Consider the following 24149-nt stretch of genomic DNA (forward strand, 5'->3'; position numbering starts at 1 on the left):
TTCACCTTGAAGAGCGCGCGTGCCTCAGAGACCGACCAGGCCAGCCAGGCCACCGATGTCGGGGATCTGGTGGTAGCCGTAGATCGCGTTCCCTGGCTGTTCGTGACCACGGGCGACGAAGGCCTTGTTCTTGATCTTCATGTCGTGAGCGGACATCAGGTCGTAGCGGAAGCTGGACGATACGTGCAACAAGTCTTCCGGCCCGCAACCGAGGCTATCGAGCATGAACTCGAAGGCGGCCAGGCGTGGCTTGTAGGCCTGGGCCTGTTGGGCGGTGAAGACTTTATGGAAAGGCGCGCCGAGCTTGTCGACGTTGGACATGATCTGCTCGTCCATCGCATTGGAGAGAATCACCAGGGGAATCTTGTCGGCGATTTTCGACAGGCCCGCCGGTACATCGGCGTGAGGGCCCCAGGTCGGCACGGCGTCGTAATAGAGCTGGCCTTCGCCCCGGTATTCAACACCCCAGCGCTTGCAGACACGGGCCAGGGACGTCTTGATGATTTCATCATAGGGACGCCAGTCGCCCATCACCTGATCCAGGCGATAAGCGGCAAAATCCTTGACGAACTGATCCATCTGCCCGGCACCGACACGATCGGCGAACAGCTCACGGGTCATGTTTCCCATCTGGAAGTTGGTCAACGTGCCGTAGCAGTCGAAGGTGATGTACTTGGGTCGAAGAAAGCTCATGAGTGCGGTCCTTAATTGTTGTTGAAAGCATGAACGAGGCAAGCATTGAGACCATCGTGAAGCACCGGCACAACGCTGCATCCACGTTTTCATTACAACACCATGAGACCGTGGATAATCCGTTAAAAATAGCGGCAGCTTGGTACAAACCACCGTTTTGCAGGGTTCCCTCAGCAGACTTTGCGGGATGCTCCAGACACGGGCGTTGCGCCCCTGTTTCAGTGGGTTTGCGGGCAGTTATGGTGCGCCAAACGGCTGTGCAAGGACTGATTTTCGGCAGAATCTGCGCAGGGAGGGCGGTCGTTTCAGGCTTGCAACTCTCCCTCGCCACAACTGATCCCCAACGCACGTTTCGCCCCGTTAGCCCGCCAGATTCAGCAGATTCTCCTTTGCCAACCTCAAGAACGGCACATCCCTGTGGGACCGCTTTGTTAGTTTATTGAGCAGACACAGCATCACGATCCGCTGCTGGCAATGCCCTCACCTGCTCTATGGGAGCCCGTTGCATGACAACCCAATCGACTAATAGCTACCGCGCCGACCCACAGACCTTGCAGCAGCTCTACATCAATGGTGCGTGGTCGTCTCCAACGCATCCGACCACGCTGCCGGTGGTCAACCCGGCCACCGAGGAAATTGTCGCCGAAGTCGCCCAAGGGTCCTCTGTGGACGTCGACCGGGCAGTGGCGGCGGCGCGGGCAGCGTTTCCCGGCTGGTCCGCGACCCCGGCCGCGTCCCGCGCACAGGTACTGGACAAGATCCATGAACTGATTCTTGAACGAAAAGAACAACTGGCCCAGGTGCTCTCCCTGGAGATGGGCGCAGCCATCGGCTTCGCGCGGGCCATGCAGGTGCCGCTGGCGGCCGAGCATGTCCGGGTCGCCCGTGACCTGCTGTCTACCTATAGCTTCCGGAAGGTCGAAAACGGCACGGCCATCCAGCGCGAGCCCATCGGCGTATGCGGGCTGATCACACCGTGGAACTGGCCGCTTTACCAGATCACCGCCAAAGTCGCCCCGGCGATTGCTGCCGGCTGCACCGTGGTGCTCAAACCCAGCGAACTCTCGCCACTGAGCGCCTTGCTGTTCGCCCAACTGCTGCATGACGCCGGCCTTCCACCAGGCGTGTTCAACCTGGTGAACGGCAGCGGTGTCGAAGTCGGTGCAGCCATGGCAGCACACCCCGATATCGACATGATCTCCATCACCGGCTCCAACCGTGCGGGGGCCCTGGTAGCCCAGGCAGCCGCCCCCACGGCTAAACGCGTCACCCAGGAGCTGGGCGGCAAGTCGCCGAATGTGCTGCTGCCAGACACTGACTTCGCCAAGGCCGTACCGCCCGGCGTGATGTCTGCGTTCCGTAACGTCGGCCAGTCATGCAGTGCGCCGACCCGGATGATCGTGCCCCGCAACAGACTGGCGGAAGTCGAAGCGTTGGCCGCCGCGACGGCCAACGCCATCGTCGTTGGAGATCCACAATCGGAAAAAACCGTACTCGGCCCTATCGCCAACAAAGCTCAGTTCGATCGCGTGCAGGCCATGATCGAGATGGGCCTGGCTGAGGGTGCAAAACTGATCTGTGGCGGACCAGGACGCCTGCAAGGTTTCGAGAAAGGTTTTTACACCCGACCGACCATTTTCTCGGACGTCGACAACGCCATGAACATTGCCCAGGAGGAGATCTTCGGACCGGTGCTGTGCCTCATCCCTTATGACACAGTGGAAGAAGCCATCTCCATCGCGAACGACACCGTCTACGGCCTCAGTGCCCATGTGCAGGGCCAGGACCTCGAAGCAGTACGCGCCGTGGCCTCGCGCATCCGCGCCGGACAGGTGCTGTTGAACTATCCAGCGTGGAACCCGTTGGCGCCGTTCGGTGGTTACAAGCGCTCAGGCAATGGCCGGGAGTTCGGTGCCCATGGGTTTGAGGAGTACACCGAGGTCAAGGCGATTGTCGGGTTTGGCTGATCGCCCTACTCCTCGAACCGACCTTTCGTTTCACGATCATGCTCGTATCGCGTCAACGGAAATGGCGGCAGCCAGGCCTCGCGACGCACGGTCCAGCATTCGTAGGTAGGCAGCAATTGGTCAGGGGCATCCAGGCTTCCCAGGTTCACTTCGATCTCGTCACCGCTGCGGGCAAAGACCGGAGAGCCGCAGCGAGGGCAAAAGAAACGGCCGGCGTAGTCACGGGTTTCGCCTTCGATCTTCACCGCGTCCTGGGGGAACATGGCCGCCGCGTAAAAAAGTGCGCCATGGTGCTTGCGACAATCGAGGCAGTGGCAAAGGCCGACTCGGTACGGGCGCCCCGAAGCTTCGAAGCGAACGTTGCCGCACAGGCAGCCGCCGGTGAATCGGTCCATGGGTGTCTCCTCTGCAATCGAGCGATATGAGCCTTCGACCGTCCTCGTCGCTGCTGGTTTAACTTACTGACTCCCCACCAGCGGCACTGCAATCAGCAATATCGCAGTCCCATGGGCGGCAGTCGACGCCACGACCCCATAACGCATGCGAATGAGTCCGCACGCCAGCCCTTCGACCAGGGTGAACAGCAGGACGGGCCAACCGAGTTGGGTGACGCTCAGCGCCAGGAACGTATGGCACGCCGAAAACGCCACGGCACTGGACAACGCCGCCCGCAGTGCGCTGACGTGCTGCTCCAGATAACCTTGCAGCAATCCACGAAACAGCACTTCCTCCAGCGCGTTGGCGCCATAGGCCAGTACCGCCATGCCCGCCAGCCAGGTCCAGTAGCCTGGAATGATGCCCGCTTCGACACCTTGGTAAAGCCGCAAGGGCAAACCGATCAAGCATCCCGCGACGATACCCAGGATCAGTCCAACCAGTCGGTTGCCCTTGCACACAACGACAAGCTGCCACAACTCCGGTGACAGGCGCGAGATCAGCGCGACCAACGCCAGCGACAACCCTCCCAGTGAAGCCAGCAGGAACGGATTGGCCAGGAAGCCGATCTGCATGTCGTCACTGAGCAACCACATGCGCAGTGGCGTCATTGCGTCGCGCATCAGCACGAACGCCAGGATCAGGATCGCGATGCGCAATCCGACCTGGCTCTTCGGCGTCAAGCCGAACCAGAGGCCCAGGAGGATGAGGCCCGGTAACAGGTAAAGAGCATAGTCCAGCAATACAGCGAGTCCTTCGGCGATCATTCGGCATTCCTTGGGTATCGAAAGTCAGTATGCGCAACGGTGTCCCGGCAACTTACAAAGCTCGGCGGTCTGCGACGGGCGCATGTTGCGCCATCAGTTCCACCAGCCATTCTATGAACACCCTCAACCGGGCGCTGATGTGCCGGTTTGGCGGGTACGCCAGGTAGAGCGGCATCGGGTCTATGCGCCACGTTTGAAAAAGCGGCACCAACTCGCCTTTCGCTTCGTGGGGCCGGGACATGTACTTGGGTAGCCAAAGCACCCCCAGCCCCGCCAGGCCCGCCGCGAGATAGGCGTTACCGTCGTCGACGGCCAGGGCGTAACGGCCATTGATGTGCAGGTGTTCATTGTCGTTGTGCATGGCATAGGGCACGGCTTTGCCAGTACGGGCCCACAGGAAGCCGACGATGCGGTGCTGGGAGTCTTCAAGGTCGCGTGGATACGCGGGAATGCCGACGCGTGCCAGGTAGCTCGGCGCCGCGAAGACGCCCAGCTCAAGGTCACCGATGCGCCGGGCGATCAGCGACTGATCCGTCAGCTCACCGCCACGCACCACGCAATCGACGCTTTCATCGATGATGTCGACGATGCGATCGCTGACGCCCATGTCGATCTGGATGTCCGGGTATCGCTCGTGGAAGGTCGGTAGCGCCGGCACCAGGATCAGGGCGGCCAGCGGGCTCGGGACGTCTACCCGCAACCGTCCCCTGGGCAGGGCCTGGGCATCGGACAGGCTGGTTTCGGCATCCTCCATGTCGGCGAGCAAACGCAACACCCGTTGGTAATAGACTGCACCCTGGGCGGTGACGTTGACCTTGCGTGTCGTGCGGTTGAGCAGCTTGACCCGCAGGCGCGCCTCCAACTGCTGCACCAGTTGGGTCACGGTGGTCTTGCTCATGTGCAGGGTCTCGGCGGCCTTGGTGAAGCTGCCCGCTTCCACCACCCGGGCAAATGCCTGCATCGCATCAAAACGATCCATTGCAGCTCCGTGATCGATCAGATTGTTTGGATTTCACAAACAGTGATCGCCAAGGTTGCTCGTTTATCGCTCGGACACAAGCCCCTAGAGTGACTTCATTGTTGATTTCCCACTGATTCCCGATGGAGGTTCCCATGACACCGCGCGATGTAGTTTTCCCACCCGGACGCCAGGCGCTTTACGAGCGCAATCGATATTCGCCCGCGATCCGTTCCAATGGTTTTTTGTTCGTCTCGGGCCAAGTCGGCAGCACCGACGACGGTTCACCGGAACCCGATCTGGAGGTTCAGGTGCGGCGCGCGTTTACAAACCTGGAGGCGATTCTCGCCGCTGCCGACTGCACCTTTGACGATGTGGTGGACGTCACCGTTTTCATGGTCGATCCCGAATCGAAATTCGAGACCATCTGGAAAGTGGTGCCTGAATTCTGGGGCAACGCACCGCACCCGACGCTGACGGCGGTGGGGGTGACGTGGTTGTATGGGTTTCAGTTCGAGATCAAGGTAATTGCCAGGTTGCCTGACGCTGTGCGGTGAGTCAGTGCTGGCGCTATCGCGAGCGGGCTTGCTCGCGATAGCGATGGAACAGTCGCCGGCCAGCTAGCCTTTCAGCGCCGCTTCAATCGCTGCGATATCGATCTTCGTCATCTGCATCATGGCCTCGAATGCCCGCTTGGCGGCGGCTTTGTCGGGGCTCGCGACGGCGTCAGTCAGGACACGCGGGCTGATCTGCCAAGACAGCCCCCACTTGTCCTTGCACCAGCCGCAGACACTTTCCTCACCGCCATTACCGACAATCGCGTTCCAGTAACGGTCCGTTTCGGCCTGGTCCTCGGTGGACACCTGGAACGAGAAGGACTCGTTGTGCTTGAACACCGGCCCGCCGTTCAACCCGATGCAGGGGATGCCCATCACCGTGAACTCCACCGTTAACACATCGCCTTCCTTGCCCGACGGATAGTCGCCAGGCGCGTGGTGAACGGCTTGTACCGCACTGTCCGGAAACGTCGCGGCGTAGAACTGTGCCGCCTCCAGGGCATCGCCTTCGTACCAGAGACAGATCCTGTTCTTGTTATTCATCCGGCTTCTCCGAGAGGGATTGGTCGGTGCAGTCTAGCAGCGCACTTTTTCCAGCATCGATCGAGTGATGAACGGCCCTTCACGCTGACAAGACGCTCCGGCCCGGCGCGACTATCGAGCGACTGTGTCGAGATAATCGACAATCGCCCCAAGCACGGTTTCCGGCGCCTCTCGATGCGGGTTGTGGTAACAGTCTTCCAGGATCAAGCAGTCACCCCGGCCACCCGCGAGCCTGGCAATGCGCATCGGATGCAGGGCCGATCCGTATTCATCATGCTGGCCGTGGACGGCGAGCACCGGGCAGTGGATCACGTCGACCCCATGCTCAATGTTCCAGCCCTGGAAATCCTGGGAAAGCCAGGTGCCCGTCCAGGCGGACAACACCCAGGACGCTTTATCGCCATGGTATTTCTCAAGGCGCTCCAACTGCCCCGGCTGCTGGAAATGTACCTGCGCGACACGGATCCCTTGCAACGTCCGGTCCTCGACAAACGCCTGCGCTGAAAGCGTGATCAACGCCGTACAACTTTGCGCGAACACAGAGGCACACGTTGCCGCCATCGCCCCGCCAACGCTGTGCCCCAACACGATAAAGCGCTCAATCTGCAATGCCGCCTTCACGCAAGCAAAGAAACGCTCGGCTTCGTCGCGGATAAAGTGCAGCGGTAACTGGCCGGGATACACATCGGAACGCCCGAAACCGAGGCGATCATAGGCAATCACTTCACGTCCCGTGACCTGGCACAGCCGTTGGGGGAAATCGCGCCATAACGCAACACAGCCCAAGGAATCATGGAACAGCACGATAGGTACTCGCGCCTTATCGCTCGCGACGCCGGGGATCCAGCGGCAACTGAACAGACGCCCATGGGGCGTATCGATCCAGAGGGTTTCGGTACTGACAGGTGGGTGCATCGGAACCTCGCCGGGCATTTCAGCCCGCCAGAAGAAAACGCAGGGCACCTGTCGCGACGACGGCCAGCAGCACGACAGGCAGGATAGAAAAACGCGTGGCAGCGAACAGTATCAGCGCCAGGGCGATCAGGTCCGCGGGGCTGCCGTCGGCGAACTTGGGGGCGATGACGGCAATCAGCACGCACCCGGGCGCCGCCTGCAGCACTTCGTGCATCACCGGACTCATGACGCGGTTGCGCAGAACGATGAACCCCAGCACCCGGGTCAACCAGGTGACAGTCGCCATTGCCACGATCGTCAGCAAAACCAGGTGATCGATCATGATTTCGCCCACAGATAAGCGGTGACCAACCCGGCCGAAGTACCCGCAAGCACGTACCAGCCACCCGGGATCAGCCGGTAAAACAACGCAGCGGTCAGGAGGCTGAACAACCAGGGCAGCGCAGCCCGGACGCCGCGCCACATACCACGAAGCAGCACCAGGAATACCGCGGCAAAGGCCATGTCGAAACCGTAGGTATGAAGGTCGCCCAGCACGGGCCCGATAGCGGCGCCCAGGGTCGTGAAGATGATCCAGGTCAGCCACAGGCACAGCGATAACCCCAAGTAATAGGCCAGGCTGAAACGCGGCTGACCGAGGTGATCCCTGTTGCGCTGTGCATCGTCCAGGCCCATGGCCCAGCTTTCGTCGCACATGAAAAACAACGACGGCAACGCTTTTTTCAGGGGAAGGTGCTTCAGGTAAGGGGCCAGTGTCGCCCCCATGAGCAAGTGCCTGCTGTTGACCAGCAACGTCATAGCTACAATCACCCACACCTGCGGCGGCGAAGCCCAGATCTCTATGGCGGCAAACTCCGAACCGCCGCCAAAATTCAGTCCGGTCATCAGCGCCACTTCAAATACCCGCAAGCCTTTCTGCGACGCCTGCGCTCCCAGCACCAATGCGAACGGCACGAAACCCAGCAACACGGGGCGAGCGGCTTTGGCACCGCGCATCAGTTCATTTTTTCGTGTACTGCCGACAGTCGCCGACAGCGTCAGATTGTGTTCGGTCATCAGCCACCTCCAGAGAGGCTGATTATTCCAGCACTTCGGTAGAATTTGATTGCTAACTCAGGATGACCAGGAGAACAATTAGCATCAGATGCCATTTATCAAAGAAGCAGCAGAATCTAATGCCCTTGAATCTCGATGCAATCGATCGCCGGATCCTGCGAGCCCTGCAACGCGACGGTCGCTTGCAGAATCTTGAACTGGCCAGACAGGTCGGTCTTTCGCCCTCACCTTGCCTGAGACGCGTGCGCCTGTTGGAAGAAGCCGGCGTCATCGAGCGTTATGTCGCCCTGGTCAATCCGCTGAAGGTGGATGCGGCCATCACACTGTTCGTACGCGTGTGGTTGACCGGCCAGGACGAAGAGACGGTGGACCGCTTCACCGATGCCGTGCGTGAGCTGCCGCAGGTACTGGAGTGTCATTTGATGGCGGGTGACTGCGATTTCTTGCTGCGCGTAGTGGCATCCGATCTGGAGGCTTACCGGCAGTTCCAGATCAAGCATCTGGCGCGCATCAAGGGGGTCCAGAACTTGAAGACTGAAATCCCGATGCAGAAGATCAAGCTGACGACCGAGTTACCGATTTGACCTCATGGGAGATCGGACGCCGCTGACTGAAAAGCCGTGGTGGCGGATCACCACGACTATGCCTTCACCCGTTCCCCCTGCTCCATCATCCAGCGAATCAGGTGCGTCATCGACACCTGATGCTGCTGGATGACGCACTCACCGCCTTGCTCATGGTGGTAGCGTTCGACGTATCGACTGAGCACCACATGATGGCCATCCTCCGCCAACCGTAGCTCAACCTCACGACACTGCAGACCACCCCGACTGAGCGCCCTCATTCTTCGCCGCAGAATCAAGGCATCGTTAGTCATCGGCCTGCCCTCCCTGGCATTGGGGAGTCACTGCCCCCAGCTTGCCTTGCGCGACAAAATCGGCGCGCTGCTGCGCCACCGCATCGCGCAGGGACACGTAGTAATCCGGCTGGGTCCGCAACTGGTCGGTCAGCGGCAGCGCCTGGGCGCGGCCATCGACGATGCCGCCCACGGTATTGATCGTGCCCAGGGTGTCGACGGTGCTGCTGTCGCCGCCAAACGGGTCGACCACGAAACTGATCACCTTGCCGCTGGCGTCCCTCAGGTTGGCCGTCCCCAGCAACGGCAGTTCCACCGTCGGCCCCGGGGCGATGTTCCAGACGCCGAAGGTCTGGCCGAAATCAGCCTTGTGGCGCTCGATGCCAAGTTTGCCCGACACATCGATCAACCCGACGATGCCGGCCGTGGTGTTGATGACGAAACGTCCCAGGGTGTTGACCGAACGCTGCCCATTGCCTTGCAGCAGGTCGTTGATGAACACCTTGGGCTCGCCGAAGTTCGCCACGAAGTTATGCATGCCGGCCTGCACGGCCTCCGGAAGATGGCGATAGCCACGGGCGATGGGGGCCAAAGCGTAGTCGTCTACGGTTCGGTTGAAGGCGAAGATGCCGCGGTTGATGGGTTGCGCAGGATCGTAAACGGTGTATGGAGCACGTTCGCAACTGTCGGGTTTTGCAGCGGGCGTGCTGGCACAGCCGCTGGCGAGTGCTGCGAGCATGATGGCCAGAGAATGACGAACGCGAAGCGCAGCGGGATCGGTGAGCGGCATAAGGGGCTGTCTCGAAGGAATGGAGGGAGTGCTACCTGAATGGCCTGTTGGAACCCAATACGCACCCGTGGCGAGGGCACTCTGTTCGCAGGCTGACTGACATCGGCGCAATCCTGCCGCGGTTTTCTTGCCCGAAGATTTCCGCAACATTGCCCGCCGGCAACTTTATTGCAGGATTGAAATATATGACTCGGGGCATGGATTGCCCCTAGTATCGATCCCCGTATTCATGACCCGACGTGCCCACTGTGAGCCATCTGATACTGGTGGACGATGACCTCGAAGTCCTCGCCCTCTTGCGCAAATTCCTCGAGCAACATGGCTACAGCGTCGATGTGGCTGCCGACGGAAACGCCCTCTGGCAAGCGGTGGAACGTCGCCTGCCGGATCTCATCATCCTCGACGTCATGCTGCCCGGCGACAATGGCCTGGTGCTTTGCCAGCGGCTGCGTGCCGAGCACACGGTGGGCATCATCATGCTCACCGCCATGGGTGAATTGAGTGACCGCGTCGTAGGCCTGGAACTGGGGGCGGACGACTACCTGACCAAGCCGTTCGACGCACGGGAACTGCTGGCCCGGGTACGTGCCGTCCTCAGGCGTACCGGTGAAGCCAACGGCACCTTGAACGACAACGCCCGCCTGATCCTGGAGTTCGAAGACTGGCAACTGGACGTCGCCCGCCGCGAGCTGCGCTCACCGGAGAAAGTCATGATTCCGCTGTCCTCCGGTGAGTTCGAATTGCTGCTGGTGTTTGTTGAACACCCGCGCCGGGTGCTCAGCCGTCAGCAGTTGCTGGACATGGCCCGTGGCGAGACTTGCGATGCATTTGACCGGAGCATCGATGTCCAGGTCAGCCGGTTGCGCCGCAAACTGGAAACCGACATCAGCGGCGCGTCCATGATCCGCACCGTTCGCAACGGCGGCTACCTCTTCAGTCCCCATGTGGTGAAGCGATGAAGCCGAAGCGTCCAGGCACCCGCCGCCCTTGGGATACCCTGGCGCGCTGGATCGCCCTGACCACGCTGGTTGCCATGCTGACGCTGCTGGCCCTGAATGCGCTGTTCAGCCTGCTGGCTGGAGCCTGGGCCCGCCCGCCCCTGATGGAAACCGGCCTGATCGAAAAAATCGCCGCCATCACCCGCATCATCGACTCCGTGGCGCCCGAACAACGGCCGGCCATTGCCAGGGCGGCCAGCGACCAGATCTTCAGCACGCAATGGTTGCGGCACCATGAAGACGCCCGGTTACCGGTGGTCGACGATCCGGAATACAGCGACGGCGCAACCCTGCTGCGCCAGCAACTGGGCAGGCTCGACGCGAGGATAGAAGGCTATGAACCGAGCGATTGGCCCGCCGACCAGCCCGGCGGACGCTACGCCGCGATGATCGAGTTGACCGATCACTCATGGGTGATGTTCTCCCTGCCCGCGCGCAACTGGGGCCTGGAGGAATGGGAGCGCAACCTGATCATCATCGCGCTGATACTGCTGTCGGCATTTGTCGTCGCACTGGTCGCCACGCGGCACCTGGCCGCGCCGCTGGAGCGTTTTGCCGAAGGCGCCAGGCGTTTCGGCGTGGACCACAAGGCACCGCCCATTCCGGTCATCGGCCCCTACGAAATCCGCCAGGCCATTCTCGCCTTCAATGCCATGCAGGCCCAGCTCAAGCACTTCATAGAAGATCGCACACAGATGCTCGCCGCCATCTCCCATGATCTGCGCGCGCCGTTGACCCGTATGCGCCTGCGCGGGGAATTCATCGAGGACACCGAGCAGCAATCCCGGTTGTTCAGGGACGTGGACGAGATGCAGGCGATGGTCAATTCGGCCCTGGAATTCTTTCGCGACGATGCGCGGCTCGAACATGCCACCGCCTTCGACCTGGCCGAGCTACTGCACACCATCATCGATGATTTCAAGGACGCCGGCAGCGAGGTTGCCTTCGATGGCGCCCCACGCTTCGTTTACACAGGCCGCCCCATCGGGCTCAAGCGAGCGTTGGTGAACCTGATCGACAACGCGATCAAATATGGCGCGCAACCCAGTGTTCAGCTCAAGGCCTGGGGCGATCATGTTGAAATCCGTATTCTGGACCGGGGCCCGGGCATCGAGGCCAGATATCACGAACAAGTCTTCACCCCGTTCTTTCGTCTCGAAGGCTCACGCAACAAGAACACCGGTGGCGTCGGGCTGGGCCTGTCGGCGGCACGGGCGACCGTGCTCGAGCACGGTGGGACGCTGACCCTCGGTAATCGGCGCGATGGCGGCTTGGAAGCCAGGGTTTCGCTGCCACTGAACTGACCACCCTGGGCCCGTTGGCAAACAAAACCTAAACAACCTCTGCCTTCCTCGGTAGGATGTCCGGCCTTTCGGCCTGGACCCGGAATTGCCCCGATGATCCTGATTGTTTACGCCCACCCCTACCCCGACCAATCGCGGGTCAACCAGCAGATGCTCGAGCGGGCCTCCAGCCTTCCGGACGTGGTCGTACGCTCCCTCTACGATCTCTACCCGGACTTTGACATCGACGTCGAAGCCGAACAGCGCGCCGTCGAGCAGGCACACCTGGTCGTCCTCCAGCACCCGATGTACTGGTACAGCATGCCGCCCCTGCTGAAATTATGGATCGACAAGGTGTTCACCCATGGCTGGGCATACGGCAGAGGTGCCACGGTACTGAAGGACAAGAGCCTGCTGTGGGCCGTCACCACGGGTGGCGAGCCGGACCATTTCGAGATCGGCGCCCATCCGGGCTTCTCCGTGTTGGCCCAGCCCCTCCACGCAACGGCTGTCTATTGCCGCATGCGCTGGCTGGGCCCGGTCGTCGTCCACGGCGCCTATGCCGCTGAGTCGCAAACCCAACAAGCACAAATCGAACACTATCGCGCCCGCCTGGCCTCCTGGAAGGAAGATTGATATGGAGACGCATAGCCTGATTGAAATGCTCACCTACCTGGGCTCGGCGGCATTGATCGTGCCGATTGCCGTCAGGTTCGGCCTGGGCCCGGTACTGGGCTACCTCCTCGCCGGGTGCGCAATCGGCCCGTGGGGGCTGAAGCTGGTGACCGATGTAAAAGCCATTCTGGAATTCGCCGAAATCGGCGTGGTGCTGATGCTGTTCATCATCGGGCTCGAGCTCGATCCCAATCGGCTTTGGGCGTTACGTCGCATGGTGTTCGGTGGCGGTGCCTTGCAGATGCTGGCCTGTGGCGCAGCCATCGCGGCGTTCTGCGCGGTACTGGGGCTGGATTGGACGGCCGCGCTGCTGGTGGGCCTGACCCTGAGTCTTTCCTCCACGGCAATTGCCATGCAGGCCATGAACGAACGCAACCTGACCGCCACCGCCGTGGGCCGCAGCAGCTTCGCCGTGCTGTTGTTCCAGGACATCGCCGCCATTCCGCTGGTGGCCATGATCCCCTTGTTGTCGGCCCACGGCGACACGCCCTCGGGTACAGCGCTGTTGTTATCGATTGGCAAAATCGTCGCCGCCATCGCCATCGTCGTGTTGCTGGGGCGCTACGTGACGCGGCCGCTGCTGCGCTTCGCGGCACGCTCCGGCCTGCGGGAAATCTTCAGTGCCGTTGCACTGTTCCTGGTGTTCGGCTTCGGTTTTCTCCTCGAAGAAGCCGGCCTTTCAATGGCCATGGGCGCGTTCCTCGCCGGGGTGTTGCTGGCCAGCTCCGAATACCGCCATGCGCTGGAAAGCGACATTGAGCCGTTCAAAGGCCTGCTGTTGGGTCTGTTTTTCATCGGCGTCGGCATGTCGATCGATTTCGGCACGCTGATCAACGCGCCCCTGAAAGTCGTCACCCTGACCTTGGGTTTCATCCTGATCAAGCTGCTGGTGATCAAGTTGGCGGGAAGATGGCTCAACGTCCCCGCCGGCCAGCGCTCCTGGCAGGCAGTGTTGCTGGGCCAGGGCAGCGAGTTCGCCTTCGTGGTGTTCGGCGCGGCAACCGTGGCCGGCATCCTGACCGAGCCCTGGGGCAAGAGCCTGACCCTGGCAGTGGCATTGTCCATGTCGCTGACGCCGCTGCTGATCCTGCTGCTCGATCGCCTGGAGTCCGCCTCCGGGAAAGGCAAGCGCGAATCCGACCTGGTCGACCAGCAGAATCCGCGGGTGATCATCGCCGGCTTCGGTCGCTTCGGGCAGATCGCCGGACGCCTTTTGATGTCCTGCGGTGTCGAGGTGGTGGTATTGGATCACGACCCCGACAACATCGAGACCCTGCGCAAATTCGGCGTGAAAGTGTTCTATGGCGACGCCACGCGCCTCGATCTGCTGCACGCGGCCGGCGCGGCCCAGGCCGTGGTGCTGATCAACGCCATCGACGACCAGCAAGACAACCTGACGCTGACCCGGCTGGTCCGGGAGCACTTCCCCGCGTTGCAACTGGTCGTGCGCGCGCGTGACATGGCTCACCTCATCACCCTTCGGCAAATGGGCGTGGAGACCGCCGAACGGGAAACCTTCGAAAGCGCACTGTCATTGGGCCGCCGTGCACTGATGCATATGGGAGTCGGGGCTTACGAAGCACGTGAACGGGCCGATCAGTTCCGCCGACTGAACCTCAAGATGCTTGAGGAAATCGTCGCCCAACCCGAAGACGACCTCAAATTCCGCCACGACGCCTACCGCCGCGCCAACGCGCTGCTCACGGAAATGTTCAACGAAGACCGGGCGCATCCTGTCGACCACTGGCCCGAACATCATCGCAACGAAACGGATGAGGCCCGTAGCTGAGGTCGCTCATTACCTCGAAGCGATCAGCCATTGCCCGACGACGCGGCAATGGCTGGGCTCGGAAACCGGATGCGGATACCAGACGATGGCGCGACGCTGGCGTTCCAGGCGACTTAGGCCAACGCGTCCAACTCGGCCAGCATCGGCGCCGGAATCCGCAGTTCGCTCGCCGTGAGGTTCTCCCGCAAATGCGCCACCGACGATGTACCGGGAATCAGCAGCATGTTCGGCGCACGCTGCAGCAGCCATGCCAGCGCAACGCACAGCGGTGACGCCTCCAGGCGCGCCGCGACGCTCGAGAGGGCCTGCGATTGCAGCGGCGTGAAGCCTCCCAGGGGAAAGAACGGCACGTAGGCGATGCCCTGCCGGCCCAGCTCGGCAATCAGCGGTTCATCGTCCCGGTGGGTCAGGTTGTAATGATTCTGCACGCACGCCACCTTGGCGATACCCTGTGCCTGCCTGACCTGCGACGCGGTGACACTGCTCAGCCCCAGATGGCGGATCAGGCCTTGCTGCTGCAGTTCGGCGAGTGCCGTGAACGGTTCCTCGATGCTCTTCTCGCTGGGCGCTTCCATGGTCCCCCAGAAGACCCGCAGGTTGACCACATCAAGGACATCCACGCCCAGGTTACGCAGGTTGTCGTGCACCGCGCGGGTCAATTCGGCGGGGCTCAAGGCCGAGTTCCAGGAAGCATCGGCGCCACGGCCGACGCCGACCTTGGTGACGATGACCAAGTCCTTTGAGTAAGGATGCAATGCTTCGCGGATCAGTTGGTTAGTGACATGAGGGCCATAGAAATCGGCGGTGTCGATATGGTTGACCCCGGCTTCCAGCGCCGCCCGCAACACCGCAATCGCGGCGTCCGGGTCCTTGGGTGGGCCGAACACGTGAGGGCCGGCCAACTGCATCGCACCGTAACCCATGCGATTGACCCTCCGGTCGCCCAATTGAAAGGTTCCGGTTTTGGCTGCATCGCTCATCTCGTACCCCTTGGATCAATGTAAGAGAACGCACTATAGGCGTTGACCATTTCATTGATAATCAGGTGCAATCTGCACGGGTTGTACGAGTGAGAGAACAATGACGACAGATCTTCAAGACCTGCTGGCCCTGGTGGCCGTGGTCAACGCGGGGGGATTTCGTGAAGGCGCGCGCGCCAGCGGCAAGTCCGCTTCAAGCCTCAGCGACGCGGTGCGACGCGTGGAAACCCGGCTCGGCGTGCGCCTGCTCAACCGCACCACCCGCAGCGTGGTGCCGACCGAGGCCGGAGCCCGGCTGATGGAACGCATCGTGCCGGCCCTGGGTGAAGTCGAATCCGCGCTGGACGTGGTCAACGAGTTCCGTGACCGGCCCTCGGGCACCTTGAAACTGAACGTACCGGTCAGCGCAGCGACGCTGGTATTGCCTTCGATCATCACCCCGTTTCTGAAAAGCTACCCCGATATACGCCTGGAGATCGTTGCCGAAGAAAGCTTCGTCGACATGCTCGCGGCCGGTTGTGATGCCGGTATTCGCTACGACGAGCGCCTCGAACAGGATATGATCGCCATTCCCATCGGTCCGCGCTTGCAGCGCTTCGCAACGGCCGCCTCACCGGCCTACCTCCAGGCCCGGGGACACCCCGGGCATCCCCGGGACCTGCTCCAGCACGCCTGCCTGCGGGGCAAGTTCCCCAGTGGGGCCATGCCGCTCTGGGAATACGAACGTGACGGAGAAACCGTCAGCGTCGACCCGGGCGGTCCATTGGTTTTCCGCGTGGCAGGCGCGGTGGACCTGGCCATAAAAGCCGCGCTGGATGGGTTGGGCGTGATCTATCTGTTCGAGGATTGGCTCAAGCCCCACCTGGACAGCGGTGCACTGGTGCCTGTGCTGGAACCCTGGTGGCAGGGTTTCAGCGGGCCGTACCTCTACTATCCCGGACGTCGTTACCTGCCCTCCCCCTTGCGGGCTTTCGTGGATTTCATCAACGCACAACGGTGTGAGAGTTAGTTCATACGGTAAGCCGCGGGCGGTAAACTGCGGCGGTCATTTTTTCCAGCATGAGGCTTTGCATGACTCACCCAGACATCACGTTCATCCCGGATCCGGATTCGGATTCCATTTCCTCCGACGTCGCCGGCTTCGGAGGCCTGCTGGTTTCCACGCAAATCCCTACTCATCCCGACGGCAGTCTGGAGCTGGGCGACATCACCCTGCAAAGCGAGTGCACGTTGCAAGCGCTCAAGACGGCGCTGGAGCGCGCCGGCAGCTCCATGGACCGGGTGTTGCACCTGACCATCTACCTTACCGACATGGCTGATCGCGCGGCTTTCAATGAAGTCTACAAGCGCTTCTTTGCCAAGCCTTGGCCGGTTCGCGCCGCCGTGGGTGTGGCGGCGTTGGCGGTTGAAGGGATGCGGGTGGAAGTGACCGCGATGGCGGCGAAGGGCTGAACTGACCACGCTCCAACAGACACAATTCCTTTGTGGCGAGGGGATTCATCCCCTCGCCACAGGTGTGTTGTTAATCCTATTTCCAGCCCAGACACGTCTGTGTTTATCCAGATGTAGGAACATTCGGGTTCGGGCTACGTCGCCTTGCGCCGTTACCTACAACTGCGCCAGAATCCGCCGGCTTGTGCGTCTTGGGGTCGGGCTTTATCGTTTCCCCGTCGCTGATAAATCAGCGATCGGGTTTAGCGATCCGACTCAACACAGACGCAACAATGCCCAGTCTCGATTGCAGTTTTTACGTCTGCAACTCGCTTAATGGTGGCTGTGCGTGGGAGACCTTCTGGTCTACCCGGGTTTTCTGTGACCCCGGATCGCTAACCTGCGTACAGCCGCCACCTTTACTTGTTTAGCGATAGGTCGTGGTGGCTCAACCAATCACGGAGATTCACCATGTTCAAAGTAACCCCCAACCCGCCTGGCACCGATCCATCCAACTCAAAAGCATTCGACAAAGTCGCCGACCGCATCCTCGACTCCTACCTCAAGCCCAAACCCAGCAAACCCGAGGCCGATCCCGGCCAACTGTTCACCGTCGCCAAGGGCGTCGACCCCGAAACCCTGCTTGCCAACCTCAGCGAAACCCTGGCCTCGGCCAATGCCATGGTCAATGACCTGGCCTTCGACCTGGAAGGCCCAAGACGCCACATTGCCCTGGGCATCCAGCAACTGATCGAGCTGGGCACATTGCTAGCGAACCATGCGCTGGATAACGTTGAACTACGTCAATCGACCTAGCACAGCCCAGCGGGGATGCGTTTCGCCACAGGGGCCTGATATGTCCCAAATGCGCGACTTTCGATAAAACAGTCATTTACGCACCTAGCTCAGGCCGCGCAGCACTGTTTACAGTGCTGCGCTTTCCATTCTGGCGGCGTATTCATGAATCTCTGGTTCCGACTCTTGCTGATGCTGTTGCGTCGTCCCTGGCGCAAGCCGACGGCGCCCCTGGACACCACCGTCATACGCATGCGTGTCTGGCCGCTGGACCTGGATTTCAATCGCCACGTCACCAATGGCCGCTATTTCACCCTCGCTGATGTTGGCCGCATGGATTACGTGCTGCGCAGCGGTGCCTACAAAGTGGCGCTGCGCAATCGGGCGGTGCCGATCGTAGGGGATGTCTGGGGCAAGTTTCGGCGTGAACTGAAGCTGTTCGAAGCGTTCGAGGTGCACAGCCGGATACTCGGCTGGGATGACAAATGGATGCTCATGGAACACCGGTTCGTGAGCCGGGGACGCGTCGTGGGCGTGGTGATCATGCGCGGTCTGTTCCGCTCGGCCAAGGGCACGATTGCGCCGATTGAATTCGTCCAAGCGCTGGGGTTGACCGAACAGTCGCCAGCCATGCCCGAGTGGCTCGCCGCCTGGTCGCAAAGCTGCGATGACTTGAGCCTTGAGCTTCGACTGGAAGAAGGCGCACGCACCGGCAGGCGTTAGCCGCTACACCACAACCCTTTATTGTTGAGGGTTGAGATAAATCCAACCGCATAAGGTCGAGGGCAGCTATGGCCCCTGGAATGGGCGGACACAGATCCTGACGCCGACTGCTTCAGGACAAAGGCTTGTTAAGCCGCCCATCAAGAGCAAAGGGTTCTTGCAGTACCAATTCGTACAACCCATCCGCCAGAGGCGGGTTCATCAACATGTTCCAGCTATGCCGCGACACACTGGAAGGGACAAGCACAAAAGGGTACTGGCTCAAGAGGTCAGCGCCGAACTGTTGCTGACTGCGACTCGGGGTACCTGGCACCAACCAGTTAGGATTGGCGATGCTTTCCGGCTGCACGACATAAATCCTGGATCGGTCCAACACGCGGGCCTGCGTGAGGCAATGAGGCTTGCAATCCAGTGCATCGAAATCCTTATGCACGGCCACTTCCAGGATGGCAGTCGACGCATCCAAAGCCGCATAAACCGTTGTCATACCCTTGGGGTTCCAGCGCCCACCCACTTTTTCAGCCCCCACCCCTGAATCCCAAGTGGCGGCGTATTCAGCAGGGTCAAGGCGCCAGAAATGAATCTCACTGCTCAAGGGGTCCTTAGCCATCAATAGACCCCATACTCAATGCGCGTCAGAAAGTCAGTCACCAACTCGTACCCCACCGAGTTGGAGATCAGATCGATGGGAATTTCCCCATCCAGCCCCCGTGCAGGCTTAACCATCCATTGCTCGGCAAGCTCACGCGAACCCAGCACATCCGTTGCCTTTTCCAAGACCTCAGCGTAATTGAGCGCACGCGTACTTTGCTCTGGCGTCAACGCCTCATCAGGCGTCTTCAACCGCCGCGCAAGCGTGCGATCAGAAGCGCCGACGATCTTCGACAACACACCGGATTGCTTATAGACAGCGCTGTTTTCGATCATATTGAGCACCCACCGCAGCGGGAACCCGCGCTTAACTGCCCTGTAGATCTCCATCCGATCATCGCTATCTTTGTCAGCAAGCAAGACCGCAACCATGGGCGGCACACTGCTTGAACCTGGCATCACCACTGGGCTCAGTGCGGCTACAGCCGCATTCGATGGGCGTGGTTTTACCGTCCTTTTCCGGCTGGGAGCTTTGACAGCTTCATTGACTGCAACGTCTTTTTTCTTGGCGCTCATGGCAACCTCCGTCACCTTGTCATCTGGCATTAACTATAGTGCCAAATGGCAGGAGCTGCTAATCCAAACGTTCGGTATGACGCCCACGTAGCCGCAGGGCTCGCTTTCGAGGCTAGGCCGCTTTCAAAAGCCCGAACAACGTGGGATAGGTCATCAGTGGCATCCTTCATTATGCTCAGTGATCTTGCAGCGCTGCGGGAGGGAACACAGTGCAAGACCCTGCTGGGCATCGCGCAAGTCGTCATGCTGGGTGAGCTGCGGTGAACCAGCCGTTGGACGAGCCGCCGGAGCAATCGCCGAACCTATTCGCTGGGCAAGAGCCGAAGCGCATACCCTCCCCACGGCGTTGGTGCACTTGAAAAAAGTCATATAAAGTCTTCGCTCAGGGTACGACAAAGCGACATGGACGGAGCACACACATCGCTAAAGTACCGATGTTCCGGCGCCGAATAAGCACGCAACGTGTCCACTTCATAGGATAGTGTTAAGGCAGCAGATTTAATGGCTAGAATGATACCAGAGCATGGACCGCATGAAACTGATAGTGCTGGTGAGCGAGACTTATACACCGCTTTTAAGAAGCATCTGCCAGATAGCTACACGGTTATCCATAGTTTGCCTTGGCTTTGTAAAGCAGTAAGACAGATAGACCCGAGTGCCAAACCAACTGGTGAAATCGATTTTCTTATAATACACCCAGAGAACGGCGTTTTAGCTTTAGAAGTAAAGAGTGGCGCGTACCATGTTCAAAACTCTGTCTTTGTCCATATAAAAGACAAACACATAATTAATCCAATAACACAAACGAGAAAAAATGTTCACGGTCTTGCCGCATGGCTAGGCGTTAAACCGTCATTGAGACTTAGGCTTGGATACGGACTTGTATTTCCTCATAGCGATTTTTGCTCATCCCCTATAGCTCCCGGCCTCTATGACACAACAGCCACTCCACCACAACCAATATATATCGACTACTCGCAAATGCCTAATGTAGCAGAGCGGGTGATTGAGCTAATGAAGTATTGGAGAGCCGCACTACAGAATCCCGCACTTGGAACAGAAAAAATGCGGGAGCTTGTTAACGCTCTTTGCCCCGTGATAGACGGCACGCCCTCATGGAGCAGCAGGATACTCTATGACGGAAAAGTATGGCTAAAGCTAACGACCGAGCAAAGCACAGTCGTTAACCTTATAGTAAAAAAAGCCAAATCTTTAGTGACAGGATGGCCGGGTACAGGAAAGACCCTTATTGCAACCGAGGCGGCCAGAAAGTTATCCGCGGACGGGAAGCGCGTTTTGGTTATCTCATTCAATAGCAGATTGAAAGATCACATAAAATCGCAGCTTTCCGACTATTCAGGCTGTGCTGTATTTACTTGGCACGGGCTATGCGCTCAAGCCACTAGACTGTTAGAAAGAACAGCCGACCAATCTGAATGGTTTCAGGGCCTTTGCCTAACACATTTACAAGAGGCGTTAGACAAGGGGCTTATGGGCGAGTATGACGCCCTCATACTTGACGAAGCTCAAGCACTCAATAAAAAATGGTGTGAGCTTTTATTCAAGTGGTTTGAGAACAAAACTATCGCCTGCTTTTGTGACGAGACACAAGTATTTTCTTTTGAGCGAGATACTGTCTGCCTAGACGAATTAAGTACCTTGCTCCAGATCAAACCGTTTGTGCTCAGCATCGTGATCAGGATGCCCAAAGCAGTGACTGAGATTCTGGCTGAAGTTGTTCCGCCGAGCTTTCAGTATCATTCACCTCGTGAGGTTGAAGTTGATTCTGCGCTGGAAATCATGACCATCGACCCACATCAAGAATTGAAATCTATAAGATCTCAATTAATTGAAGGTGGCGTTAAGTCGGATGACATCATTATCCTTATTGACTCAATACAAGGAAACAAGCACTACGACTACCTTGTTAGTGAGAAAATCCCATTTGAGGCGATAGCAAAATTCAGAGGGTTGGAATGCCCTATTGTCATCGTGCTCGGTGCTGAGGGTCTTGGGACCGCGGAGCTTTTTAGCGCTTATTCACGCGCCACTACCAAGTGTATTGCACTCTATAATGTCAAAAATCTGTACTGGGACTCTGAAGGGGGATTTCAACTACGTTTGGAAAATAACCCGACCAGCAAAAATATTATCACAATGGAGCGCTCAAAACTTCGTATTCGAAATATTGTAGAATGCAACACTTCAGTCATCAAGCTCTCTACTAAAAGTATAGATATTTCTTGGGCTGAAGAATGGAGAGCCTGGATTGTCGAGCTGGAGACAAATGAAACTCCGGTTATGCTTTGGTTAGATTACCTGAGCAAAATGGTTTGCAACCCTGTCATTTACTGGATCAAGAACACCCTAAACCAAGTTTACTACATAAAAATGGAGAGCTTGGACTCTGAAGAATCCGGCCTTCATTTGCAGGTCGAACTAAAAAATTGTCCAGTTTGTTGCCGTATCACTCCGCACAAAGGTCTTCGACATAACAAATGCGTATTTTGCTCTCTTGATAGAGCTCATAATCATGAGCTTCCTGACAGTGCTCTTATGAGAGAAATTGAGCAATATGACAAACTCATAACAGGGCAAATCACAGATAAAGTCAAGTCTCTAGAATTGAGGAACGGGTTGCCTATCGCTATTGCAGCGGCCGCATCGCTATTATATGCATCTCGAAACAAGCGCAGAGAGAAAATTCTTGAAGTGCCATTACCTCAGGGAAAGGACATGTACAGAGTGGCATTCGCTTTTGCCCAATCCAGAATCGCTACATGGCCCCGCGAGGGCAGAATGGCAGTTCATGATATCGCTGAAGAAATCTATAATCGATATGAATCCCTATCTAATATTACGTTGAAAAGTTGGCAAAGCATCTTTGCCAACGCCATGGGAACGCTTTATGCGAAGCATTATACGATCAGGCTATACAAAGGGGTGTACTGTCCTGTTGAAGACGAGAACGCCCCCAATGCTACATCAACTGCGCGGCAACGTGCCGATATCACTATTACGACCCCGGCCGAAGAATGATCTATGCCGAACCATAATGGTTAATGTGTTTTTGCCAGTACCACATCACCCAAGCACAGTCATATCCCAAACAGCCCCCGAGGGAACCCGGTTTCATCAGGAAAGCCCAGCGCCGCCAATGGGCAGCCAGGCAACGTGGGTTTAGCGTCAATGACGTCGGCCACCTGATATATCCATTTCGAGTTGACGCCGATGTTTTTGACCAGGTACCAGAGTACCGCGATCAGACCGTAAAGACGGCTTGTCGCATTCGAGTCGAGGCCGAGCCTCTGAAAGTAGGGATCGTTTGGCACGGTGGGTACAGGGTTAGCTGAAATCTGGTTCCAGATGCGGCTATGGTGCGCACACCGGTTGCGTAGGATGCTGATCTCCTGGAGCCATTCTTTAAGAATTCTTGCATGAGTGAGGCCGAACCGTTTGCAGATTCTGTTCCGATGGCTGTCTTTGAGTATCTCGTAGTACTTCGATGCTATTCCAAAGTCCCATGCCTCGACGATCACCCAAAAGGGCATTGCTTTACGCTGCTGTCGATGCCACTCGATACTGTCCTCGCGGCTACGAGCAATTTGCTCTTCTTGACGCTTTGACCAGTCGTTCCAAATGTTGCGCGACTTACCCTGTTTGGTCGTGAAGGTCCTGGTTTGCGAAGGATTGATGTAGCGGATGTCCTGATAGGCCAGCGGGTCGTGATAACCCACCTCGTGAGCAATGGCCGAGCGTAAGTGCACCTCAACGCGCTCAATGGCATCCAGCATCAGTTGGCGCAATTTTTTGTCGAACAGATAAAGTTCAATAACGGAATCGAAATGGGTGCCAGGGGTAAACACGTTTTGACGTCGTGGTTTTTTACCGGCGGCGCACAGCACCACGTCGCCCTTGGCATTACGAAGGAATTCACGGCACGGATACCAGAATCCGCTCAAGCGGTAGTAACCAATCTGACTGAGTTTACGTTCGGCGCGGGGTACGTCGAGGATCTGCATACCACGGCTGGTGAGCAGAGCGCACAGATCGCTGTAGGATCGAAACGGCTTTGGCGGAGCTAATGGTTGCGACATCCTTTGTCCAGGAAAAAGAAGGCCCGAACATAGTGCTGGACTGAGCCAGCACCAGAGGTTCGGGCGCTATTGGGTTAAGTATCTGCGCTCATCACCGCGCAGTCAACGCGGCGTGTGCTCCTGTAGCCCGTCATGGTTTCGCCCCATACAGGTCCAGCCCGGATTTGGGCGTAACGGCCATGACCACGTCATCAATGACCGCCTTGCCCATCACCGTGAAGTAATGCGCAGCCCAGGCGTGTCGGTCGGTATCGCGTATGAACGCTGCGTCTTCGGCAAACGCCTTCGCCAGAAATAGCAGGTCCGACGCCATTGCCAGTGCCTCGTAGACGGGTACGCCAGCGCGGACATGAAACAGTGGGTGACCTGAGCAATAGACGAAGGGCGTCAGGCCGATGGTCTTTTCTTCCGTGTGTTCAGTCATTGATCACCTCCGATGATAGAGGTGCAGTGACATTCGGATTCTGAATCGAGGGGATCGGAGTGCGGGAATCTGTATGGGTCGACTGTTCGCATTGTCTAGCTCCTTGACCGTTAGGAGCTGCCACTTCTCGTTACCAAGCGAATGGGTGGCAGCTGCGCGCAGGTTGGTAAACCGGGGACTGTCAGATTTTTTGTGTTCGGGCCGGTAGCGGCCTGCCGTCAGGCAGGCCTTGATTTCACCAGGTCGGCCT

27 protein-coding genes are annotated in these 24149 nt (G+C 58.6%); 12 read left to right on the forward strand and 15 right to left on the reverse strand.

What is annotated here, in order from left to right:
• Positions 1-24: 24 nt before the first annotated feature.
• Positions 25-693: a haloacid dehalogenase type II gene (locus N4Q37_RS18630; RefSeq protein WP_260960998.1), complete on the reverse strand. Its 669-nt coding sequence runs from the start codon at positions 691-693 to the stop codon at positions 25-27.
• Between the two features lie 506 nt (positions 694-1199).
• Between N4Q37_RS18630 and N4Q37_RS18635 the strand changes: the two genes are divergently transcribed.
• On the forward strand, positions 1200-2660 hold the full coding sequence (locus N4Q37_RS18635) for an aldehyde dehydrogenase family protein (RefSeq protein ID WP_260960999.1): 1461 nt from the start codon (positions 1200-1202) through the stop codon (positions 2658-2660).
• A gap of 5 nt (positions 2661-2665) precedes the next feature.
• Here N4Q37_RS18635 and N4Q37_RS18640 read toward each other — a convergent pair whose 3' ends face one another.
• The 3 genes from N4Q37_RS18640 to N4Q37_RS18650 form a co-directional block, all read right to left on the reverse strand.
• Positions 2666-3055 (reverse strand): GFA family protein, encoded by a 390-nt coding sequence (locus N4Q37_RS18640; RefSeq protein ID WP_260961000.1) that lies wholly within the window; start codon positions 3053-3055, stop codon positions 2666-2668.
• A gap of 63 nt (positions 3056-3118) precedes the next feature.
• A complete protein-coding gene (locus N4Q37_RS18645) occupies positions 3119-3862 on the reverse strand; it encodes a CPBP family intramembrane glutamic endopeptidase (protein WP_260961001.1) in 744 nt (247 codons plus the stop codon).
• A gap of 52 nt (positions 3863-3914) precedes the next feature.
• Entirely contained in the window at positions 3915-4841 is a 927-nt protein-coding gene (locus N4Q37_RS18650) for a LysR family transcriptional regulator (protein WP_260961002.1), read from the reverse strand.
• Positions 4842-4975: 134 nt separating this feature from the next.
• On the opposite strand from N4Q37_RS18650, the gene N4Q37_RS18655 reads away from it, so the two are divergent.
• Positions 4976-5377: a RidA family protein gene (locus N4Q37_RS18655; protein WP_260961003.1), complete on the forward strand. Its 402-nt coding sequence runs from the start codon at positions 4976-4978 to the stop codon at positions 5375-5377.
• A gap of 63 nt (positions 5378-5440) precedes the next feature.
• On the opposite strand, the gene N4Q37_RS18660 is transcribed toward N4Q37_RS18655, so the two are convergent.
• From N4Q37_RS18660 to N4Q37_RS18675, 4 genes are all read right to left on the reverse strand, one after another.
• A complete protein-coding gene (locus N4Q37_RS18660) occupies positions 5441-5920 on the reverse strand; it encodes a VOC family protein (RefSeq protein ID WP_260961004.1) in 480 nt (159 codons plus the stop codon).
• Positions 5921-6031: 111 nt separating this feature from the next.
• Complete coding sequence (locus N4Q37_RS18665) at positions 6032-6835, reverse strand: alpha/beta fold hydrolase (RefSeq protein ID WP_260961005.1); 804 nt, start codon at positions 6833-6835, stop codon at positions 6032-6034.
• 19 nt (positions 6836-6854) lie between these two features.
• Positions 6855-7157: an AzlD family protein gene (locus tag N4Q37_RS18670; RefSeq protein ID WP_260961006.1), complete on the reverse strand. Its 303-nt coding sequence runs from the start codon at positions 7155-7157 to the stop codon at positions 6855-6857.
• Positions 7154-7891: an AzlC family ABC transporter permease gene (locus N4Q37_RS18675; protein ID WP_260961008.1), complete on the reverse strand. Its 738-nt coding sequence runs from the start codon at positions 7889-7891 to the stop codon at positions 7154-7156. The genes N4Q37_RS18670 and N4Q37_RS18675 overlap by 4 nt, the downstream gene beginning before the upstream one ends.
• Before the next feature lie 119 nt (positions 7892-8010).
• Between N4Q37_RS18675 and N4Q37_RS18680 the strand changes: the two genes are divergently transcribed.
• Complete coding sequence (locus N4Q37_RS18680; protein ID WP_260961010.1) at positions 8011-8475, forward strand: Lrp/AsnC family transcriptional regulator; 465 nt, start codon at positions 8011-8013, stop codon at positions 8473-8475.
• A gap of 56 nt (positions 8476-8531) precedes the next feature.
• Here the strand turns inward: N4Q37_RS18680 and N4Q37_RS18685 are convergent, their stop codons facing one another.
• Complete coding sequence (locus N4Q37_RS18685; protein WP_260961011.1) at positions 8532-8768, reverse strand: hypothetical protein; 237 nt, start codon at positions 8766-8768, stop codon at positions 8532-8534.
• Positions 8761-9537, reverse strand: a complete 777-nt coding sequence (locus tag N4Q37_RS18690) for an MlaA family lipoprotein (protein ID WP_260961012.1) — start codon at positions 9535-9537, stop codon at positions 8761-8763. The genes N4Q37_RS18685 and N4Q37_RS18690 overlap by 8 nt, the downstream gene beginning before the upstream one ends.
• Positions 9538-9785: 248 nt before the next feature.
• Between N4Q37_RS18690 and N4Q37_RS18695 the strand changes: the two genes are divergently transcribed.
• From N4Q37_RS18695 to kefC, 4 genes are all read left to right on the forward strand, one after another.
• Complete coding sequence (locus N4Q37_RS18695) at positions 9786-10496, forward strand: response regulator (protein WP_260961013.1); 711 nt, start codon at positions 9786-9788, stop codon at positions 10494-10496.
• Positions 10493-11839, forward strand: a complete 1347-nt coding sequence (locus tag N4Q37_RS18700) for a sensor histidine kinase (protein ID WP_260961014.1) — start codon at positions 10493-10495, stop codon at positions 11837-11839. Before N4Q37_RS18695 ends, N4Q37_RS18700 begins: the two co-directional genes overlap by 4 nt.
• 93 nt (positions 11840-11932) lie before the next feature.
• On the forward strand, positions 11933-12454 hold the full coding sequence (kefF, locus tag N4Q37_RS18705) for a glutathione-regulated potassium-efflux system oxidoreductase KefF (RefSeq protein WP_260961015.1): 522 nt from the start codon (positions 11933-11935) through the stop codon (positions 12452-12454).
• A 1-nt stretch (position 12455) separates the two neighbouring features.
• The gene (gene kefC / locus N4Q37_RS18710) at positions 12456-14282 is read left to right on the forward strand and encodes a glutathione-regulated potassium-efflux system protein KefC (protein WP_260961016.1); all 1827 of its coding nucleotides are present in this window, start codon (positions 12456-12458) and stop codon (positions 14280-14282) included.
• Positions 14283-14395: 113 nt separating this feature from the next.
• Here kefC and N4Q37_RS18715 read toward each other — a convergent pair whose 3' ends face one another.
• Entirely contained in the window at positions 14396-15262 is an 867-nt protein-coding gene (locus N4Q37_RS18715; RefSeq protein WP_260961017.1) for an aldo/keto reductase family oxidoreductase, read from the reverse strand.
• 100 nt (positions 15263-15362) lie between these two features.
• Here N4Q37_RS18715 and N4Q37_RS18720 point away from each other — a divergent pair, with 100 nt between their 5' ends.
• The 4 genes from N4Q37_RS18720 to N4Q37_RS18735 all read left to right on the forward strand — a co-directional run bounded on the left by N4Q37_RS18720 (position 15363) and on the right by N4Q37_RS18735 (position 18211).
• Positions 15363-16271, forward strand: a complete 909-nt coding sequence (locus N4Q37_RS18720) for a LysR family transcriptional regulator (RefSeq protein ID WP_260961018.1) — start codon at positions 15363-15365, stop codon at positions 16269-16271.
• Between the two features lie 62 nt (positions 16272-16333).
• On the forward strand, positions 16334-16714 hold the full coding sequence (locus N4Q37_RS18725; protein WP_260961019.1) for a RidA family protein: 381 nt from the start codon (positions 16334-16336) through the stop codon (positions 16712-16714).
• 450 nt (positions 16715-17164) lie between these two features.
• Positions 17165-17509: a DUF6124 family protein gene (locus N4Q37_RS18730; protein ID WP_260961020.1), complete on the forward strand. Its 345-nt coding sequence runs from the start codon at positions 17165-17167 to the stop codon at positions 17507-17509.
• 144 nt (positions 17510-17653) lie between these two features.
• Positions 17654-18211, forward strand: coding sequence for a thioesterase family protein (locus tag N4Q37_RS18735; RefSeq protein WP_260961022.1), 558 nt, complete (start codon positions 17654-17656; stop codon positions 18209-18211).
• 112 nt (positions 18212-18323) lie between these two features.
• Here the strand turns inward: N4Q37_RS18735 and N4Q37_RS18740 are convergent, their stop codons facing one another.
• Together N4Q37_RS18740 and parS are read right to left on the reverse strand one after the other, a co-directional pair.
• The gene (locus tag N4Q37_RS18740; RefSeq protein ID WP_260961023.1) at positions 18324-18821 is read right to left on the reverse strand and encodes an RES family NAD+ phosphorylase; all 498 of its coding nucleotides are present in this window, start codon (positions 18819-18821) and stop codon (positions 18324-18326) included.
• Entirely contained in the window at positions 18821-19378 is a 558-nt protein-coding gene (gene parS, locus N4Q37_RS18745) for a type II RES/Xre toxin-antitoxin system antitoxin (protein WP_260961025.1), read from the reverse strand. Before parS ends, N4Q37_RS18740 begins: the two co-directional genes overlap by 1 nt.
• Positions 19379-19879: 501 nt before the next feature.
• On the opposite strand from parS, the gene N4Q37_RS18750 reads away from it, so the two are divergent.
• Positions 19880-22417 carry a nuclease-related domain-containing DEAD/DEAH box helicase gene (locus N4Q37_RS18750; RefSeq protein WP_260961026.1) on the forward strand — a complete coding sequence of 846 codons (2538 nt, stop codon included), beginning with the start codon at positions 19880-19882 and terminating at the stop codon, positions 22415-22417.
• Positions 22418-22476: 59 nt separating this feature from the next.
• Here the strand turns inward: N4Q37_RS18750 and N4Q37_RS18755 are convergent, their stop codons facing one another.
• Together N4Q37_RS18755 and N4Q37_RS18760 are read right to left on the reverse strand one after the other, a co-directional pair.
• Complete coding sequence (locus tag N4Q37_RS18755) at positions 22477-23475, reverse strand: Abi family protein (RefSeq protein WP_260961027.1); 999 nt, start codon at positions 23473-23475, stop codon at positions 22477-22479.
• 130 nt (positions 23476-23605) lie between these two features.
• Positions 23606-23899, reverse strand: coding sequence for a DUF3077 domain-containing protein (locus tag N4Q37_RS18760; RefSeq protein WP_260961028.1), 294 nt, complete (start codon positions 23897-23899; stop codon positions 23606-23608).
• Positions 23900-24149: the final 250 nt, after the last annotated feature.

This window comes from Pseudomonas citri (assembly GCF_025336485.1).
In the GTDB taxonomy this organism is placed as follows: Bacteria; Pseudomonadota; Gammaproteobacteria; order Pseudomonadales; family Pseudomonadaceae; genus Aquipseudomonas; species Aquipseudomonas citri.

What these genes read in the sequence shown, in the direction of transcription:
- N4Q37_RS18630 (WP_260960998.1), bottom strand. Translation starts at nt 693, where the DNA reads ATGAGCTTTCTTCGACCCAAGTACATCACCTTCGACTGCTACGGCACG.
- N4Q37_RS18635 (WP_260960999.1), top strand. Translation starts at nt 1,200, where the DNA reads ATGACAACCCAATCGACTAATAGCTACCGCGCCGACCCACAGACCTTG.
- N4Q37_RS18640 (WP_260961000.1), bottom strand. Translation starts at nt 3,055, where the DNA reads ATGGACCGATTCACCGGCGGCTGCCTGTGCGGCAACGTTCGCTTCGAA.
- N4Q37_RS18645 (WP_260961001.1), bottom strand. Translation starts at nt 3,862, where the DNA reads ATGATCGCCGAAGGACTCGCTGTATTGCTGGACTATGCTCTTTACCTG.
- N4Q37_RS18650 (WP_260961002.1), bottom strand. Translation starts at nt 4,841, where the DNA reads ATGGATCGTTTTGATGCGATGCAGGCATTTGCCCGGGTGGTGGAAGCG.
- N4Q37_RS18655 (WP_260961003.1), top strand. Translation starts at nt 4,976, where the DNA reads ATGACACCGCGCGATGTAGTTTTCCCACCCGGACGCCAGGCGCTTTAC.
- N4Q37_RS18660 (WP_260961004.1), bottom strand. Translation starts at nt 5,920, where the DNA reads ATGAATAACAAGAACAGGATCTGTCTCTGGTACGAAGGCGATGCCCTG.
- N4Q37_RS18665 (WP_260961005.1), bottom strand. Translation starts at nt 6,835, where the DNA reads ATGCACCCACCTGTCAGTACCGAAACCCTCTGGATCGATACGCCCCAT.
- N4Q37_RS18670 (WP_260961006.1), bottom strand. Translation starts at nt 7,157, where the DNA reads ATGATCGATCACCTGGTTTTGCTGACGATCGTGGCAATGGCGACTGTC.
- N4Q37_RS18675 (WP_260961008.1), bottom strand. Translation starts at nt 7,891, where the DNA reads ATGACCGAACACAATCTGACGCTGTCGGCGACTGTCGGCAGTACACGA.
- N4Q37_RS18680 (WP_260961010.1), top strand. Translation starts at nt 8,011, where the DNA reads ATGCCCTTGAATCTCGATGCAATCGATCGCCGGATCCTGCGAGCCCTG.
- N4Q37_RS18685 (WP_260961011.1), bottom strand. Translation starts at nt 8,768, where the DNA reads ATGACTAACGATGCCTTGATTCTGCGGCGAAGAATGAGGGCGCTCAGT.
- N4Q37_RS18690 (WP_260961012.1), bottom strand. Translation starts at nt 9,537, where the DNA reads ATGCCGCTCACCGATCCCGCTGCGCTTCGCGTTCGTCATTCTCTGGCC.
- N4Q37_RS18700 (WP_260961014.1), top strand. Translation starts at nt 10,493, where the DNA reads ATGAAGCCGAAGCGTCCAGGCACCCGCCGCCCTTGGGATACCCTGGCG.
- kefF (WP_260961015.1), top strand. Translation starts at nt 11,933, where the DNA reads ATGATCCTGATTGTTTACGCCCACCCCTACCCCGACCAATCGCGGGTC.
- kefC (WP_260961016.1), top strand. Translation starts at nt 12,456, where the DNA reads ATGGAGACGCATAGCCTGATTGAAATGCTCACCTACCTGGGCTCGGCG.
- N4Q37_RS18715 (WP_260961017.1), bottom strand. Translation starts at nt 15,262, where the DNA reads ATGAGCGATGCAGCCAAAACCGGAACCTTTCAATTGGGCGACCGGAGG.
- N4Q37_RS18720 (WP_260961018.1), top strand. Translation starts at nt 15,363, where the DNA reads ATGACGACAGATCTTCAAGACCTGCTGGCCCTGGTGGCCGTGGTCAAC.
- N4Q37_RS18725 (WP_260961019.1), top strand. Translation starts at nt 16,334, where the DNA reads ATGACTCACCCAGACATCACGTTCATCCCGGATCCGGATTCGGATTCC.
- N4Q37_RS18730 (WP_260961020.1), top strand. Translation starts at nt 17,165, where the DNA reads ATGTTCAAAGTAACCCCCAACCCGCCTGGCACCGATCCATCCAACTCA.
- N4Q37_RS18735 (WP_260961022.1), top strand. Translation starts at nt 17,654, where the DNA reads ATGAATCTCTGGTTCCGACTCTTGCTGATGCTGTTGCGTCGTCCCTGG.
- N4Q37_RS18740 (WP_260961023.1), bottom strand. Translation starts at nt 18,821, where the DNA reads ATGGCTAAGGACCCCTTGAGCAGTGAGATTCATTTCTGGCGCCTTGAC.
- parS (WP_260961025.1), bottom strand. Translation starts at nt 19,378, where the DNA reads ATGAGCGCCAAGAAAAAAGACGTTGCAGTCAATGAAGCTGTCAAAGCT.
- N4Q37_RS18750 (WP_260961026.1), top strand. Translation starts at nt 19,880, where the DNA reads ATGGCTAGAATGATACCAGAGCATGGACCGCATGAAACTGATAGTGCT.
- N4Q37_RS18755 (WP_260961027.1), bottom strand. Translation starts at nt 23,475, where the DNA reads ATGTCGCAACCATTAGCTCCGCCAAAGCCGTTTCGATCCTACAGCGAT.
- N4Q37_RS18760 (WP_260961028.1), bottom strand. Translation starts at nt 23,899, where the DNA reads ATGACTGAACACACGGAAGAAAAGACCATCGGCCTGACGCCCTTCGTC.